This window comes from Nonomuraea mesophila, from assembly GCF_004352805.1.
GTDB lineage: Bacteria > Actinomycetota > Actinomycetes > Streptosporangiales > Streptosporangiaceae > Nonomuraea > Nonomuraea longispora.
Genome location: NZ_SMLD01000007.1, coordinates 17,686 through 33,418 on the forward strand (window position 1 = coordinate 17,686; position 15,733 = coordinate 33,418).

A 15,733-nucleotide genomic window follows, 5' to 3' on the forward strand; every position below is an offset into this window, starting at 1 on the left:
AGCACGCCCCCGAGATGGTGTCCGCAGAGGGGAAGGACGGTCAGTCGTGGTGCGGTTCCTCGCTGGTCCAGCCCGCCGTGTACACGTCGGTCTGTTGCACGAGGGTGCCCGGCCCCAGCCCGCGGAACGACCCGTCCTTGACGATCTTCCTGTCGCCCAGCAGCCGGTAGGTCTTCGGCTCGAAGATGATCGTGTACTGGAAGGCGGCGCTGCCGTCACGCATCTCGCCGTCCGCCGCGATCGCGATCCCGCCACGGCCGTCGGAGGTCGTCACGCCCTTCGCGGTCCGTACCCCGGGCAGGTCCGCGAGCAGACGGAACGTCGCGGCCCTGATCTCGGCGGAGGCCGCTTCGGACAGCAGGAAGGAGAACCCTCGCTGCAGTTTGTCCGCCGCGCTCCAGCTCCCGGCGCCCGGCGGGAAGAGCCACTCCTGGAACCGGCTGGGATCCGCGGCCATCGCCCGCCGTTCAGGGGCCTTCGCGGCGGCTTCGGCGGCGTCCTCCTCGCAGCTCCTGGGGTCCGGCTGCTGAGCGCATATCCGGCTGACCGTCCGCCAGAGGTCCTCCGGGGTGGTCCTCCGCTCCTTCCAGCCGGTGCCGGTGGGGGCGCCGGCGGCTACGTATCGGCCGTCTCGGTAGGTGAAGGACGTGGGCGAGCCCGCCCGTTCCCACGTCGCCCTGTCCTGCTGCGTCAGCGGGCGGGCGGGGAGTGTGCGCTCGAAGACGACGTCAGTGCCTTCCTTCGCGCGGGGATACCAGGCGTCCCATTCCTGCGGGACGGCGACCGTGTACGGCTCAGCCCCCTCGACCAGGCCGGCGAGGGCTTCCACGCCGTGAACCCTCCAGAACCGTCCCTCCGGTTCCGCCTCTGCCCGCTCGGCCGCGGCGAGGAGGATCGTCCTGGCGGACAGTTCTCCCTCGGCAGCGGGCGGAACGGGCGTACGGCCGACGCCGGTGACCGTCAGGGCGGCCGTCACCGCGGCCGCGGCGGCGATGGCGCCCAGCGTCACGACCCGCCTGCGCCGCCGGGGACGGGAACGGACGGAGGCCGCGCCACCGTCCGCCTGCGCCTCCAGCGCGAGCCTGGCCCGTATGCCGTCCTGCAGCCGCGTGTCAGGCGTGATCTCACCGTAGGCCTCACGCACCATCGTCAGGTCATCCACGGTCAGAGGTCCTTTCTACGCGGCCAAGCTGCACGTGGTGCATGGGGTTGGTGTCGCCGAGGGCCGCGCGCACCTTCTTCCTCGCGCGGTTCAACCGGGACCCCACGGTCCCGTACGGGATGCCGAGCGCGGCGGCGACCTCTTCGTGGCTCAACTCGGCCAGGGCCACGAGCAGCAGCACGTCACGGTCGCCGTCGTTGAGCGAGGTGATCGCCCTGGCGATGGCCGGCCGCAGCCCCTGGGCCGTGACGCCGTTGACGGCCCGGTCCTCCGGCCCTTCGACGGCGAGGTCAGGCGACTGGCGGCCCATCGCGCGCAGGGCACGCAGCTCGGCACGGCGCTGCGTGCTGATCTGGTTGGTGGCGATGCCGTACAGCCAGGTCCTGACGCCGCCGCGGGTGGCGTCGTAGCGCGACCTGTTACGGAACGCGGTGAGGAAGGTCTCGGCGACGACGTCCTCGGCGGCGCTCGGCCCCAGCCGGCTCGCCACATAGCGGTGGATCTCGGCGAAGTACGCGTCGAAGACCGCGGTGAAGCGTTCGGGTTCGGTGCCGGAGAGCCGCAGCTCGGTGAAGTCGTCCCTGTATCGGGGGCCGTCACGTAGGAGGCCTGGTCATCGATCGCCTCTCGACGAGGTGGACTATGTCAATGTGTATAGTCCGTTCGCCCTTGTCGCTTTCACGGGCTTTCGGCGAGTGATGCACGGCCAGGCCGAGCGTGTACGCCGGCGAGGACGGACGGCTCCATGTCCACCGGGGTACGTTCGTCCAGCAGGCCCTCGTCGCGCAGATCAGCCCACAACCGCGCCGGTACGCAGGCCGAGAACGCGGCGGCGTTGAGCCGCACCTCCTGCGCCGATCGCATGCCGACCACGATGCCCGTGACGGAGGGGTGATGCAGGGGGAAGGCCATGGCGGCCTGGGGGACGGTCACTCCGTGCGCCTCGCAGACGTCCGCGATCCGGTCGACCCGTTCCACCAGCCGCGGACCGGCGAGCGCGTAGTCGAACCGGGCCCCCTCGGCGGGCCGTTCGGTCGCCAGCAGGCCGGAGTTGAAGACGGAGGCGGCCAGGACCGACACTCCCCGTTCGGCGCAGGCCGGCAGCAGTTCGTCCAGAGCGGACTGGTCCAGCAGCGTGTAGCGACCCGACAGCATGATCACGTCCGCGTCGCTCTCGCGTACCAGGCGGGTCAGCTTGCCGGGGTGGTACATGCCCGCGCCGATGGCGCCGACCACGCCCTCGGAACGCAGCTCGGCCAGGGCCGGGTAGCCGTCGCGCAGGGCCGCCTCGAAGTGTTCCTCGGCATCGTGCAGGAACAGTACGTCGATCCGGTCGACGCCCATGCGGGTCAGGGAGTCCTCGACGCTGCGCCGGATGCCGTTGCGTGAGAAGTCCCAGACCCGGCGGTGGGTGGCCGGTACGGCGAAGGCCTCGTCCATCCGGCCCTGCGGTTCCTGCGGGACCAGCAGCCGGCCCACCTTCGTCGACAGGGTGTACTGCGCCCGAGGCTTGCCGCGCAGCAGTTCACCGATGCGGCGCTCGGAGTGCCCGATGCCGTAGTGGGGCGAGGTGTCGAAGTAGCGGATCCCCGCGTCCCAGCCGGCCGCCAGCGCCTGCGCCGCGGTGTCGTCGTCGAGCGGTTCGTACAGGCCGCCCAGTGGCCCGCCTCCGAAGCCCAGTTCGGTGACCTCCGTGGTGGTGCGCCCGAGCCGGTGAGTACGCATGTGGCATGTCTCCTTGGTGTGCGGTTCCGGCTCGCGGCCGGACTGATGATGGGTTCGGTGTGATGCGGACGGGCGGGGCGGATCCGGCGCCACGAGCGACGTCCCCCGTACCGGAAAGGCGCCCGTCAGAAGGCGGGGAAGGCCGCGCCCGAGGGGTGGAAGGGCTCGCGCTCGCCGCGGAAGGCGAGCGAGGCGGCCGTGACCGCGCCGGCGCGCAGCTCCTCGACCCGGCCCACGGCCGCCAGGGACGACAGGGTGGTGCCGCCCAGATAGGCCGCGCCCAGTTCGGCGGAGGTCAGTCGCAGGTCGGGCCGGGCCGGCGTACGTTCGCAGGTGACGGAATCCTCGTCGGCACGCAGGTGGTAGCGGCCGGCGTTCCACGGGCAGAACGTGTCCTGGACCTCCAGGACCAGGTCCAGCGAGGTCGAGTAACGGCGTGCCGTCAGCGCCCGCTCCACGTCCACCAGGCGGACCCAGAGGTTGTCGATCACGGTGGTGCGTGCCGCGCGCGGGTCGGCCAGCAGGTGTTTCAGCGGTTCGTCGACGGCGCCGTCGTAGGCGAGGCCGGTGTGAGCGTCGAGATCGATGAGGTAGCGCCACAGGGCGGCGTACGCCTGCCTGGTGGTGGCCGCGACCTCGATGACCTGCACCAGGTCCTGTTTCGAGCGGTAGAGGGTGTAGCCGGTGACCTCGCCGCCGGGTTCGGTGTGGAGGGCGAAGCGCAGGGCCGTCCCGCCCTCGCGCGCACGCTCGCCGTCGGCCAGCCGCGCCTCCCAGAACGTCTCCGTACGGTCGACCCATCCGACCCCACCACGGCGGGCGGTGTCGTAGACCTTCTCCAGCAGCGGCCGGGCCTCCTGGCGGCCGAGCAGGCGAATCGTCCCGTCGCCGAGGTCGGTGCCGGGCCGCAGGGCCATGAACCTCTTGTCCGCCTGGATCCGGGCCACGTGGCTGGCGACGCCGTACCCGAAGCGGCCGTAGATCGTGGCCTCGGCGGCGTTGAGCGCGGCGATCGGTTCGGCACCCGATTCGTACAGGTCGGTGAGCTGCTTGCGCATCATCGCGGTGAGGATCCCGCGACGCCGGTGCGTGGGCAGGACCGCGACGAGCGTGATGCCGGCGACGGGAACGGACACGGGCGCCGCCGAGCCGGGGACCGTCATGACGCGGCCATAGATCGACGCGCCGCCGGCGATCGCCTCGCCGTCGTAGGCGGCGATCGTGCGTCCGGGGTCGATGGAGGAGGCGGCGTTCCTGAGCCCGCCCTCGTGCCAGTCCTGGCCGTAGGTCGTGGTGACCATGCGAGCCCACGCGTCGAGCTCATGGGCGCCGATGGTCCGCAGCGGGTGGGTGACTGTCATGCTTCGAGCGTGGCCGGATGAACAGGCGCCGCACATCGGGTGATCTATGTATTTATATGCTGGCGCCGTGATGGCGGAACGCGTGGTCAGCCCGGTGTTCGTCGGCCGCGACCAAGAGCTGTCGGAGCTGGCGGCGGCCCTGGACACAGCGGTCGAGCAGGGGCCGGCCGTGGCGCTGGTGACCGGGGAGGCCGGGATCGGCAAGTCGCGGCTGCTCGCGGAATTCGCCAGGTCGCTGGGTCCGGCCGTACGGGTGGTCGAGGGCGCCTGCACGGAGCTGGGCAGTGACAGCCTGCCGTACGCGCCGTTCGTGACGGTGCTGCGCCGGCTGATCCGGGTCGAAGGGGTGCTGCCAGGGCCCTACCGCCAGCTCGCCCGCTGGTTTCCGGAGCTCGGCCGGCCAGGCGACGAGGAAGGCGGCAAACACCAGCTGTACGAGGAGGTCCTGATCCTGGTCGAGCGGGTGGCCGCCGACCAGCCGCTCGTCATCGCCATCGAGGACCTGCACTGGGCCGACGCCGCCACCCGCGAACTGCTCGGCTTCCTGGCCAGGAACCTCACCCAGGCGGGAGTGCTCCTGGCGATCACCTACCGGCAACAGGAAACCGGCGACGGGCTGCTCGGGCCGCTGCTGTCCGAGCTGTCCCGCCGCCCGCGCACCACCACGCTGCGCCTGGACCGCCTGGACCGGCAGGGCGTGGGCTGCCAGCTGGCCGCGATCCTCGGCGCCGAGCCGGAAACGGCCACCGTACGCCGCGTCCACGAACGCAGCGACGGCAACCCGCTGTTCGTCGAGGCCCTCGCCCGCACCGGCGAGCGGACACCGGACAGCCTGCGCAACCTGCTGCTCCACGGTCCACGGTCGCTGCCCGGCCCGGCCCGCGAGCTGCTGCGCATCGCTTCGGTGGCGGGCGGCCGGGTCGGCCACCGGCTGCTGGCGGAGGTGGCCGGGCAGGACGAGGTCGCGCTGGACGCCCTGCTGCGCGAGCTCGTCGACCGCAGCCTGCTCCGCACGGCGGGGGACGGCTACGACTTCCGCCACGCCCTGATCCGGCACGTGGTGTACGAGGATCTGCTGCCGGGCGAGCGGGCCCGCCTGCACGCGCGCTACGCCGAGGCCCTGCGCGATTCCGGCGCCCACGCGGAGCTGGCCGCGCACGCCTACGCCGCCGGAAATCGCGGGCTGGCCCTGTCCGCCGGATACCTGGCCGCGGGCCGGGCGCGCGGCACCTACGCCTACGAGGAGCAGGTCCGCCTGCTCGACCAGGTCCTCGAACTATGGGACCCGGACGTGGAACTGGGCGTCGACCGGATCGACGTCCTGACCGGCGCGGCCGAGGCCTGCATGCTCAGCGGCGACTACGGTCGCGGCGTCGACTACGCCAGTGCCGGGCTGGCCGCCGTGGACGAGCGGCGCGAACCCGAGCGGGCCGCCCAGCTGCTGGAGCACCGGGGCCGGCTGCGGCACCGGTTGAACGCGACCGGCGTCTCCGACTGGGAACGAGCCCTGGAACTCCTGCCCGCCGACCCCGACAGCGTCCAGCGAGGGCGGCTGCTCGGCGTGCTGGCCATGGGCCTGCTGCCGGAGGTCGACAGGGCTCGCGAGCCGTTCGAGGAGGCGCTCAGGATCGGCCGGCGCACCGGCGACGCCACGGTCACGATCCGCGGGCTGCTGGGCGTCGGTTCGATGACGCGCGACCTGGGAATGCTGGCGCAGGCCCGTACGCTCGCCGAGCGGCTCGACGGCCATGACCTGCTCATGACCGTCCCCATGTACGAGTCCATGCTGCACGCCAAAGCCGGCGACCAGCACCGCGCCATCGCCGCGGCCCGCGACGGCATCCGCCACGCCCGCCGCTACGGGCTGGGTCGCAGCCGCGGCGCCGAACTCGCGAGCTACGCCGGGCGCAGTCTGATCCTGGCGGGGGAGTGGGACGAGGCGGCCGCCGTCCTGGGGGAGAGCCTCCAGGAGGATCCGCCGCCGCTGTCGCGGCAGACCCTGCTCGTCCTGGCCGGCTACCTGTCGCTGCTGCGCGGGGACGTACCCGCGGCGGCCGACGCCGCGGCGGCCGTGGAGCACGACGGCGCGGGCAGCCCGTTCCTCCGCTTCCAGCTGCTCTGCCTGCTCGCCGTCGCCCAGGGCGACCCGGAGCGGGCCGACCTGCTCCTGGACAGGGCGCTGGCCGATCAGGCGCTCACCCGGATCTACAGCAGCGACGCCCGGCCGGTCCTGGTCGCCGGTGCGCTGGCGCAGCGGGCACGGCTCGCCCACGGCACCGGCGAGGAACTGCGGCAGCGGGTCGCGGAACGGCAGGCCGGACTCGCCGCGGTCGATGCGACGCTCGGTGTGGACGGGCGCCTCGACCGGGCCTGGCAGATCATGTTGCACGCGCTGATCGAGGACGACGGCTGGGACGACGCGGCGGAGTCCTGGCGGGAGCTGCGGCAGCCGTACGAGCTGGCGCTGAGCCTCTACCACGGCGCCCGGGCCGCGCTGGAGGCGGGCGACCGGCCGGGCGGAACCGCCCGCCTCAGGGAAGCCGCGCGGCTGGCCGCGGACCTGGGCGCCGCGCCGCTCGCCCGGGAGATCGCCCTGCTGAGGCGGCCCCGGCCGGCCCACGACGGGCTCACGGAGCGTGAGCATGACGTGCTCCGGTTGATCGCCGAAGGCCTGAGCAACCGGCAGATCGCCGCGCGGCTGCACATCTCGCCGAGTACGGCGGGCGTGCACGTCTCCCACATCCTGACCAAATTGGGCGCGGCCACCCGCACCGAGGCGACGGCCATCGCCTTCCGCGAAGGGCTGGCGGGTGGAGACCGTCCCGCCGATCAGGCCGGCCCGTGACAGTAGGGCGGTCCGTGAGAGCAGGCCGGTCCGTGGAAGCAGAGCGGCGTGACGATTCGCGTGGCGGCCGCCCGACGTGATAGGGCTGGCCGACCGTCCGCAGCGCGCGGATGCAGTCCGCCGGAAAAAAAGTTGTGGCAGGACGTCGAGAACCCGCGCGCGGCTCCGTCCCCGAGGAGAAGAACCGCTCCGGTTCCTCCGGCGACGGACCGTCACAAAGCATCCGTACCGGCGGACCGGCGCGACCGGCGAACACGCGAAAGGCACCATCAGTGATGAGGAAGCTCATAGTCCAGGAGTGGGTCACCGTCGACAACATCGCCGCGGAGGAGGACGGCGGGCTCGGCTTCGTGTCAGGGGAGCCCTTCGACGAGACCACCAACCGCGCGTTCCAGGCGAAGGTGATGGGGTTCGTCGACAGGGTCGACACGCTGATCCTCGGCGCGAACACCTACGCACAGTCCAAGGACTACTGGCCGTACGCCGAGGAGCAGGGCGAGTACGGCAAGAAGCTCAACAACCTCACCAAGGTCGTCGCCTCGTCCAAGCTGGACGACGCCCCCTGGGGTGATTTCCCCGCCGCGACGGTGACGCGCGACGCGGCCGCCACCGTCCGTGAGCTCAAGAAGCAGGACGGCAAGGACATCTGGTTGTGGGGGAGCTTGACCCTTGTGCGCTCCCTGCTGAACGCCGGCGTCGTCGACGAGATCACCCTGCTCGTCTGCCCGGTGTCACGCGGCAAGGGAACCCGCGTCTTCGAGGACCGGCAGGACCTGAGGCTGATCGAGGGCACCTCGTTCGAGAACGGCATGGTGATTCTGCGCTACGAGATCAGGAAGTAGACCGACACCACGACCGGCGGGGCGCACAACGCGACGCGCTGCTCGTCAGTCCGCGCCCGTGGACATGACGGAGCGGGTCGCGACGCTCATGACTCCGAACCACCGCCGCAAGACCGCCCGGAGTGTGTCGATCTCCGTGGGATCGGGCCGGGGTGAGGCGGATGCCCAGGCCACATAGCAGTCCGGTCGAAGGAGCAGGGCGGTGGGCGCCGGGCTCTCCGAGCGCGCCGTGACGATCTCGACCTGGTCGTCATCCCGCAGGGCGAGCGTCCTCGCCAGTGATGCGTCCTCGGTCAGGTCGAGCAGCAGCGGCCGTGCGGTTCTGGTCAGCTCGGCCAGCCGTACCGGCCCCGACGGGGTGTGCAGACCCAGGTCCGGGACGAACCGGCCGGTCAGCGGGTGCGGCTCGCGTTCGCCCATGTCGTAGCGGACGTCGGCGCCCGCGGTGAGTTCGGCCAGGCGTCGTACGGTGCCCGGGTCGCGCAGCAGTTCGCCGAACACCTCGCGCAGCCCGGTGACGTCGCCGCCGGGCGCGATCAGGGCCGCCTGCGCCTGCGCGTTCAGCACCATGCGCCGGGCGGCCGATCGCCGCTCCGTCTCGTAACTGTCCAGCAGCCCGGGCGGGGCGCTACCCCGGAGCTCGGCGGCGAGTTTCCAGCCGAGGTTGACGGCGTCCTGCAGGCCGAGGTTGAGACCTGGACCGCCTCCCGTGGCGGCGTACACGTGGGCGGCGTCGCCGATCAGGAACACCCGGCCGTGGGCGAACCGTTCGGCGACCCGGGTGTTGCCGCCGCTCAGCCGGCGCAGCGCGTGCGGTCCCTGGCCGTCGGGCGGGCCGATCGGCACGTCGACGCCGAGCACGCGGCGGATGCTCGCCCGCAACTCCTCCAGGCTCATCGCCGTGCCGGTCGCGGGCTGGTCCCACTCGGTGGTGCTGACCAGCGGCGGTTGGCCGGGCATCGGCGCGTACGAGAACCCTCCGCGCTCGGTGCGATGGGGCATGAACGGCGCAACGGCCCCGTAGCCGGGCACGTCCAGCCCGCCGGTCACCGGATCGACCCAGTCCGCCGGGACCGTCGCATGAGCTGAGCGCACGGTCATCCGGTCGTAGGTGACGCCGGGGAACGCGATGCCGGACAGCTTGCGCGTGGTGCTGTGGGCTCCGTCGGCGCCGATCAGGTATCGGGCCTGCAGGCGGTACGGCCCGTCCGGGCCCGTGATGTCGGCGGTGACGGCGTCGTCGTCCTGTGACAGGCCGGTGAGCTCGTGTCCCCGCCGGATCTCCACGCCCAGTTCGACGGCGCGCTCCTGCAGGACCTGCACGATACGTCGCTGCGGCACGGGCAAGGCGTGGATGGGGCTGTCCTCCAGCAGGCTCAGGTCCAGGCCCATCGCGCCGAACATGAAGTACGCGGAGTTCGGCTTCGGCGGTTCCGGGCCGCCGCTGAGAGGTTCGTGCAACCCGCGGTGGTCGAGCATCCTCACGACCTGGCCGAGCAGCCCGTTCGCCTTCGGTTCCCGGCTGGGCTCGAGAAGCCGTTCCAGGACGAGCGGCCGGACCCCTGCCAGGCTCAGTTCGCAGGCGAGCATCAGCCCGTTGGGGCCGCCGCCGGCGATGACGACATCTGTGATCATGTGTACTCCTTGTTCGCCCGCCCACAAGGGCAGGACGGATGAAGGGCCCGGTCAGCCGCGGTAGTGCTCGGCGAGGGCGGCGAAGGCGGCCTTGGGTTCCCAGGGCATGCCCGGGTAGGTGTCCCCGTGGCGGTCCTCGAGGACCTTGACGATGCCGGGGCTGGCCAGGTCGAGGTCGTCGCGGGGATCGCCGTCGGGGCGGTGCGGGAAGTTGTCGAGGGCGAAGAGGAAGACGAAGGCGCTGTCGACCCCCGCGGCCTCGTAGGTCTCCAGCAGCTCCCGCAGGTATGTGGCCTGGCCGGCCTCGTCGCGGACGCACTCGGAGTTCAGCCGGACCGGCGCGCCGGTGTCCTCGTCGAACTCGAGGACCTCCAGAACACGACCGCCCCTGTCGCCCGCCCCGCAGTAGGCGGCGGTCCCGAACTCGGTGATCGCGACCGGCTTTCCCTGCGCCACGAGGGTGCGCACGCCCTCGGCGAATCGGTCGGCGACCTCGGCCGACCGGTAGAGATCCACCCCCACGAGGTCGAAGGGGGCCCAGTCGACCCGCTCGAGCGGTACGGCGGCGTACGTGACGCGGCCGCCGAAGCGCTCGCGAACGAGGGCGACGGCGCGGGCGAGGAAGTCGTTGACCCGTGCGCTGAGTTCGCCGATCCGCTCGGGCAGGCGATCTCGTCGCGTCAGCAGTCCGAGCCTGTCCTCCTGGGTGTCGCCCGGCAGGAATCCCTTGTTCATCAGGCTCAGCTCGGCGCCGGTGACGAACACGACCTCGGCGCCGCGCCGCCGGATCCGCTCCGCCCGCTCGGCGCAGTCGGCGAACAGCGACAGCGTCTCCTCGGCGGTCAGCTCCAGGGGGTACGGCGAGAACCAGACCTCCAGGCCGAGATCGGCGGCGTACGTGGCGGCCAGTTCCAGCCGCCCGGGATCACCGCCGATGACGCGGACCGCGGTGCAGTGAAGGTCGTCCCGGATGATCTCCAGCTCACGTCTGACCACGTCCGGGTGGAAGCGCTCACGGGAGAACCCGCCATTGCGGACGAAGCCGGTGTCGTAGGTGATGCCCTTGGCCCTCATCGCGTTGATCCTTTCCCGAGGGATGAGGACGCTCAGGCTAGAAAGAAAAATGCGTGCACGCAAGTTTGCGTGCACGCACCAAAACTGGGATGCTGGGGCGGTGACGACGCGACGGACGGGGCTGCGCGAGCAGAAGAAGCAGGCCACCCGGGACGCCTTGCGTACGGCGGCCCTGCGGCTGGCACTTGAGCGCGGGCCGGACAACGTGCGCGTCGATGACATCGCCGAGGCCGCCGGCGTCTCACCGAGGACGTACAACAACTACTTCCCCAGCCGCGAACACGCGATCGTCGCCGCCGTCGCCGGCGAGCGGGAGGCGCGGGTCGCAGCGGCGGTGGCCGACCGGCCCGACGGCGTCGGCCTGGCCGACGCCGTCACCGAGGCGATCGTGGATCAGTACACCGCGCCGGACGGCTCCGGCCGGGACGCGCTGCTGCTGATCACCACCCACCCCGCGCTGCGGGACGCGTTCGCCGAAACCACGACCGCGATCGAACATCCCCTCACCGACGCGATCGCCGAACGGCTCGGCGACGACGACCAGCACACCGCACGGGTGCTCGCGGCGAGCGTGGCCGCCGCGGTGCGCGTGGCCATCGAACGGTGGTTGCAGACGACGGCCTCGTCCATGACGAGCAGCGGGCTCGTCGTGCCGTCCGGCTCGCTGGCGGACCTCCTTCGCGCCACGCTCGCCCCCCTCACCCCCGCGCTCGACGCCGCCGAGCAACGGGCGCTACGCCGCCCGCATCAGTGAACTCCCCGGCCTCGCGGAGAACGGCGCCCGGGGCAGTGAACACGGCGAGGCCGCTTCGGAAACCGACGACGATGTGCCCGGCCTCGTCCACGGCAACAGCTGTCACAGCGTCGGGGAAGTGAAGACGTGAACCGATCCGCCGGCGAGTGGTCAGGTCCCAGATCTCGACCATAGGACCGCTGGCGGTGACGGCAACGGGGTGGCCGTGCACGGATGCCGCTGTGAGTACCTGCACGTTGACGGCAGGCAGTCTGCCAAGGTGGCGGCCGGTAGTCACCTCCCACAGCCTCACCGGGACGTCCTCTTCCCTTCTCCAGTCCTCGCTCGTGGTGAGGACAACCGGTTGGCCGCCGACCACGGTGGTGGCGAGCTGCTGCACAGGGGGGCCGTGGCGCCCAGGGGAAGAGGTATGGATCTGCCGGTTGGTGGCCAGCTCCCGGACGCGGATGGCGCCGTGGAAGGAACCGGCTACGGAGACGGGTGTGCCGTCGATCACCGCGGTGTCGACGGCGCGGACCCAGCGGCGGTGGCTGACGCCGGGCGCGCCGATCTGCTCGCCGGTGGCGGGGTTCCACACCCGCACGGTCTTGTCGGCGCCGGCGGTCACGATCAGGGGCTGCCCGGCCGGCGAAGCGGTGGCGACTGAGCAGACGGGTGCGGTGTGGCCCGTCAGCGGAGCGCCGAGTTCTCTGCCCGCGGCCAGGTCCCAGAGCCGGACGGTGCGGTCGTCGCTGCCGGTGACGGCGACGGCGCGGTCGCCGACGATGGTGGTGGCCAGCGCCCGCACCGGTCCGTCGTGCCCCATGAGCGGCTGCCCGAACGGCCGGCCCGAGGCCAGGCCCCACAGACGGACGCTGTGGTCGTCGCCGCCGGCGACCACCACGGGGTTTCCGTCGACCACGGCGGTGGTCACCGCCAGCACTGTCCGGCGGTGGCCGGCTGCGAGCTCCTCGGCCTCCAGCCCGAACCGCAGGTCCCATGTCCGCAGTGTGCCGTCGCTGCTGCCCGTGACGGCGACCGGCCGGCCGTCGAGCATGGTGATGTCGACCGACCACACGAAGTCGGTGTGCCCGGTGAAGACGTGAAGCTGCTTTCCGGTGGAGAGGTCCCAGAGCCGGACGGTGCGGTCGACGCCTGCGGTGAGCGCCACCGGCCGGCCGTCGAGCGTGGCGAAAGCGACACCGTCCAGTCCCCGCTCGTGACCCGTCCATGGTTCTCCGATCGGCTGGCGGGTGGCCAGGTCCCACACCCGCACCGTGCCGTCGTAGTGGCCACCGGTGACGGCCACCGGGCGACCCTGCAGCATGGTCGTGGCCAGGGTGGAGACGGTGTCCTTATGAGCGGTGAACGGTTCACCCAGTTGTTCACCGGTGGCCAGATCGGATAGCCGGATCTTCCCGAGTGAGCCGCTCGACACCACCACCGTCCTGCCGTCGAGCTCGGCCGTGGCAACCTTCGTCACCATGTACTCGTGACCGGTGAACGGCTCAGCGAGCTGTTCGCCTGTGGCCAGGTCCCACACCCGCACCGCCCCGTCGAAGCCGCCGGTGACCGCCGCCGGCCGGCCGTGGAGCCTGGTCGTCGTGACCCCCCGTACGATCGCCGCGTGCGCTGTGAACGGGCTGCCGATCTGGCGGCCGGTGGTGAGGTCCCACACCCGTGCCGACTTGTCGTTGCCGGCGGAGACGGCGACGGGCCGACCGTCGAGCGTTGCAGTGGCAAGTCCGTGGACAGCGTCCGTGTGCCCGGTGAGCGGGCTGCCGATCTGCTGATCGGTGGCGAGATCCCACAACCGTAACAAGCCGTCGCTGGAGGCCGAGACGGCCAGCGGCCGACCGTCTAGGACTGCGGCGGCAACCGCGAATACCGATCTCTTTTTGGGCGGTAGCTGCCCAAGGGGCGGCATGGACGCCAACTCTCCGGTCGACCGCCAAGTCCATCGCAGGCCCCACCCCTTCGCGGACGGCACTGGCACCGAGAACATCTCACGCTCCGACATGGCGCACACCGTACAGCCGGGGTACGTCACCGGCAGACAAGACGAACGGGGACAGCCGGGCGATGTCTTCCTCGGCCGGCGCTTTGAACTGATCAGAAGCCCCGTCCGGGTCGGTTGGAAAGCGCGTGTTTCCGGAAACGGCCTGCGGGCCCCACGGCCTGCCTGAGGGTGGGGTTCAGGTGAGGTGCGGCCAGTAACCACTGCGGTCCAGCACGTCCGCCGCCACCTCCTGCACCGAGCGGCCGTCGGTGTCGATGCGCAGATGGCCGGCTCCCTCGCGGTCGAGCGCCTCGGCCTCGCGGGCCGCCCGCCGGGCGGTGCGGCGCAGGGCGTCGGCGTCCAGCCCTCTCAGCTCGTCACCAGGGATGGCGGGACCGCCTCCCCGGCCGCGCCGCGTGACCCGCTCGGTCAGTGTCTCGGGGCCGGCGTGCAGGCGGCACACGGTCAGCTCCGCTCCGGGGAGCCGGTCGGCGTAGCCGCGGACGGGATCATCGGCCTCGCCGGAGACCACCAGGCATCGGGCGCCCATCGCGCGATGGCCGCTCCAGACGGCGGCGAGGTTGCGCGCCTTGAGAGTGTTGCGCGCCTTGAGAGTACGGTGGTCCGCACCGGGACGCAGCGCGCCGATCTGCTTCACGTCGACGTAGGCGGCTCGCACGCCGGTCCGGTGGATCCGCGTGAAGACCTCGTAGCCGACCGTCGACTTTCCCACCGCCGTGGCGCCGCAGATCCACAACACGGGAAACGGCTCGTCACCGGCCGGTGGGCGGCTGCGCCGGCCGGCGGCATCCGGGGGTGTCGCGGCGGGGAGGTCGCCCGGCCATCCGCCGGCCCGCTCGCGAACCAGCCGGGCCGCCTCGGGCACCGTCAATCCGCCGGTCGGCACGCACAGGTCGGCGTGGTCGCTGTGATCCAGGGCTTGCGCCTCGGCGACCGCGTGCTCCACGAGGTCCGGACGCCATCCACGCGCGAGGAAACGTTCCCTGAGCTCGGTGCTTTCGACGCGCAGCCGGCACACCGTGAAGTGGAGGTCGGGCAGCATGGCCGTGTATTCGCGTACCTCCTCGGCCGTGTGGACGAAGCCGGCGAGGACGAGGCATCGCGCCCCTTCCCGCTGGAAGTTCGGCCACATCGCAGCGAGATTGCGTGCGCGAAGGTGATGTGTCACGCCCTCCGGCAGGGGATGGCACAGGCTGATCTGGTCGGCGTCGACGAACGCCGTCTTGACGCCGTCCCGGCTCAGCCGCGCGAACACCTCCCAGCCGACCGTGGACTTCCCGGCTCCCGACGGCCCTGACAACCACAGCAGAGGCGGACGTACGTATCCCATTCGCGCGACCCTAACCGGCACCAGGCGGGGCGAGCGAGCGGATATTCCATGGTTCGGGCCCGGCCGGGGTCTCTACCATTCCCGGCATGTCTTTTCACGTACATCCGCTGGCCTGGCTGCTGGCGCTCGAAGGCGTGGCACTGCTGCGCTCCCAGGCAGGCGACCTCGGCGGCGAGGGCGACGACGGAGACCAGGAGAACGAACGGTTCGTGGCGCGGCGGATCGCCGAGATCCGCAGGTTGTGCGCCGAGCCGGACCTGGCAGGCCGAACGGGCGCCGTCGTCGGCCACGCGACCACGGTGGAGGGGTACGCGCGGTGGGCGGGTTCGTACGACTCCGAGGAGAACCCGCTGATCGCGGTGGAGGAGCCGCAGGTCCGGCGCATCATCGCCGCGCTGCCCCCTGGCCGGGCCCTGGACGCCGCATGCGGCACGGGAAGGTACGCCGCGTATCTCGCCGGGCTCGGGCACGAGGTCGTCGGTGTGGACTCGTCGGCGGAGATGCTCGCCCTGGCCTGGGCCAAGACCCCGGACGGCACGTTCCACGAGGCGGACCTGCACGACCTGCCGGTCGAGGCGGCGAGCTTCGACCTGGTGGTCTGCGGACTGGCGCTGACCCACCAGCCGGCTCTTGGGCCTGCGCTGCGCGAGTTCGCCAGGGTGGTCAGGCCGGGCGGCCACCTCGTGGTGTCGGACATCCACGTGCTCTCGCTCTACCTGGGCGGCGTGGCCAAGGTGGCCGGGCCGGACGGCGGCCTGCGGGCGATGCCGGCCGGTCGCTTCCTCGCCGGCGACTACGTCGCCGCGATCCTGGAGGCCGGGCTGGAGATCGTGGCCTGCCACGAACCCAGGTGGGGCGAGCTGCCGGGCGGCCACGGCGGCCCGCTCGCCCAGCAGTGGTGTCCCGAGGCGGCCGCGCTGGCCTACCGCGACACTCCAGCGGCGATCATCTGGCACCTTCGCCGCCCGCCGGCTCGCGGGGCTAATATGTAAACGCAACCGTATGC

Annotated in this window: 12 protein-coding genes; 4 read left to right on the forward strand and 8 right to left on the reverse strand. The window is 71.8% G+C overall.

Annotation, left to right across the window (positions count from 1 at the left end; translation table 11 throughout):
* Positions 1 to 40 precede the first annotated feature (40 nt).
* The 4 genes from E1295_RS04260 to E1295_RS04275 form a co-directional block, all read right to left on the reverse strand.
* Entirely contained in the window at positions 41 to 1,162 is a 1,122-nt protein-coding gene (locus E1295_RS04260) for a hypothetical protein (RefSeq protein WP_132628334.1), read from the reverse strand.
* On the reverse strand, positions 1,155 to 1,652 hold the full coding sequence (locus E1295_RS04265) for an RNA polymerase sigma factor (protein ID WP_246079832.1): 498 nt from the start codon (positions 1,650 to 1,652) through the stop codon (positions 1,155 to 1,157). The genes E1295_RS04260 and E1295_RS04265 overlap by 8 nt, the downstream gene beginning before the upstream one ends.
* Before the next feature lie 188 nt (positions 1,653 to 1,840).
* Positions 1,841 to 2,887 (reverse strand): aldo/keto reductase, encoded by a 1,047-nt coding sequence (locus tag E1295_RS04270; protein ID WP_132628336.1) that lies wholly within the window; start codon positions 2,885 to 2,887, stop codon positions 1,841 to 1,843.
* Between the two features lie 125 nt (positions 2,888 to 3,012).
* Positions 3,013 to 4,248 (reverse strand): GNAT family N-acetyltransferase, encoded by a 1,236-nt coding sequence (locus tag E1295_RS04275; RefSeq protein ID WP_132628337.1) that lies wholly within the window; start codon positions 4,246 to 4,248, stop codon positions 3,013 to 3,015.
* Positions 4,249 to 4,318: 70 nt separating this feature from the next.
* Here E1295_RS04275 and E1295_RS04280 point away from each other — a divergent pair, with 70 nt between their 5' ends.
* Complete coding sequence (locus E1295_RS04280) at positions 4,319 to 7,093, forward strand: helix-turn-helix transcriptional regulator (RefSeq protein ID WP_246079840.1); 2,775 nt, start codon at positions 4,319 to 4,321, stop codon at positions 7,091 to 7,093.
* A gap of 275 nt (positions 7,094 to 7,368) precedes the next feature.
* Positions 7,369 to 7,935: a dihydrofolate reductase family protein gene (locus tag E1295_RS04285; RefSeq protein ID WP_132628339.1), complete on the forward strand. Its 567-nt coding sequence runs from the start codon at positions 7,369 to 7,371 to the stop codon at positions 7,933 to 7,935.
* Positions 7,936 to 7,980: 45 nt separating this feature from the next.
* On the opposite strand, the gene E1295_RS04290 is transcribed toward E1295_RS04285, so the two are convergent.
* Positions 7,981 to 9,570, reverse strand: coding sequence for an FAD-dependent monooxygenase (locus E1295_RS04290; RefSeq protein ID WP_132628340.1), 1,590 nt, complete (start codon positions 9,568 to 9,570; stop codon positions 7,981 to 7,983).
* Positions 9,571 to 9,621: 51 nt separating this feature from the next.
* On the reverse strand, positions 9,622 to 10,629 hold the full coding sequence (locus E1295_RS04295; protein ID WP_220448534.1) for a glycoside hydrolase family 113 protein: 1,008 nt from the start codon (positions 10,627 to 10,629) through the stop codon (positions 9,622 to 9,624).
* A 115-nt stretch (positions 10,630 to 10,744) separates the two neighbouring features.
* Between E1295_RS04295 and E1295_RS04300 the strand changes: the two genes are divergently transcribed.
* The gene (locus tag E1295_RS04300) at positions 10,745 to 11,398 is read left to right on the forward strand and encodes a TetR/AcrR family transcriptional regulator (RefSeq protein WP_166427068.1); all 654 of its coding nucleotides are present in this window, start codon (positions 10,745 to 10,747) and stop codon (positions 11,396 to 11,398) included.
* Here E1295_RS04300 and E1295_RS04305 read toward each other — a convergent pair.
* Together E1295_RS04305 and E1295_RS04310 are read right to left on the reverse strand one after the other, a co-directional pair.
* The gene (locus tag E1295_RS04305; protein ID WP_166427069.1) at positions 11,343 to 13,199 is read right to left on the reverse strand and encodes a WD40 repeat domain-containing protein; all 1,857 of its coding nucleotides are present in this window, start codon (positions 13,197 to 13,199) and stop codon (positions 11,343 to 11,345) included. The two genes, E1295_RS04300 and E1295_RS04305, sit on opposite strands and share 56 nt — an antisense overlap.
* 373 nt (positions 13,200 to 13,572) lie before the next feature.
* Positions 13,573 to 14,727 carry an adenylyl-sulfate kinase gene (locus tag E1295_RS04310; RefSeq protein ID WP_132628344.1) on the reverse strand — a complete coding sequence of 385 codons (1,155 nt, stop codon included), beginning with the start codon at positions 14,725 to 14,727 and terminating at the stop codon, positions 13,573 to 13,575.
* 86 nt (positions 14,728 to 14,813) lie between these two features.
* Here E1295_RS04310 and E1295_RS04315 point away from each other — a divergent pair, with 86 nt between their 5' ends.
* The gene (locus E1295_RS04315; RefSeq protein WP_132628345.1) at positions 14,814 to 15,719 is read left to right on the forward strand and encodes a class I SAM-dependent methyltransferase; all 906 of its coding nucleotides are present in this window, start codon (positions 14,814 to 14,816) and stop codon (positions 15,717 to 15,719) included.
* Positions 15,720 to 15,733: the final 14 nt, after the last annotated feature.

Bases quoted from the DNA above. Each gene is read 5' to 3' on its own strand.
- E1295_RS04285 (WP_132628339.1), top strand. From the start codon at position 7,369: ATGAGGAAGCTCATAGTCCAGGAGTGGGTCACCGTCGACAACATCGCC.
- E1295_RS04315 (WP_132628345.1), top strand. From the start codon at position 14,814: ATGTCTTTTCACGTACATCCGCTGGCCTGGCTGCTGGCGCTCGAAGGC.
- E1295_RS04275 (WP_132628337.1), bottom strand. From the start codon at position 4,248: ATGACAGTCACCCACCCGCTGCGGACCATCGGCGCCCATGAGCTCGAC.
- E1295_RS04290 (WP_132628340.1), bottom strand. From the start codon at position 9,570: ATGATCACAGATGTCGTCATCGCCGGCGGCGGCCCCAACGGGCTGATG.
- E1295_RS04280 (WP_246079840.1), top strand. From the start codon at position 4,319: ATGGCGGAACGCGTGGTCAGCCCGGTGTTCGTCGGCCGCGACCAAGAG.
- E1295_RS04270 (WP_132628336.1), bottom strand. From the start codon at position 2,887: ATGCGTACTCACCGGCTCGGGCGCACCACCACGGAGGTCACCGAACTG.
- E1295_RS04310 (WP_132628344.1), bottom strand. From the start codon at position 14,727: ATGGGATACGTACGTCCGCCTCTGCTGTGGTTGTCAGGGCCGTCGGGA.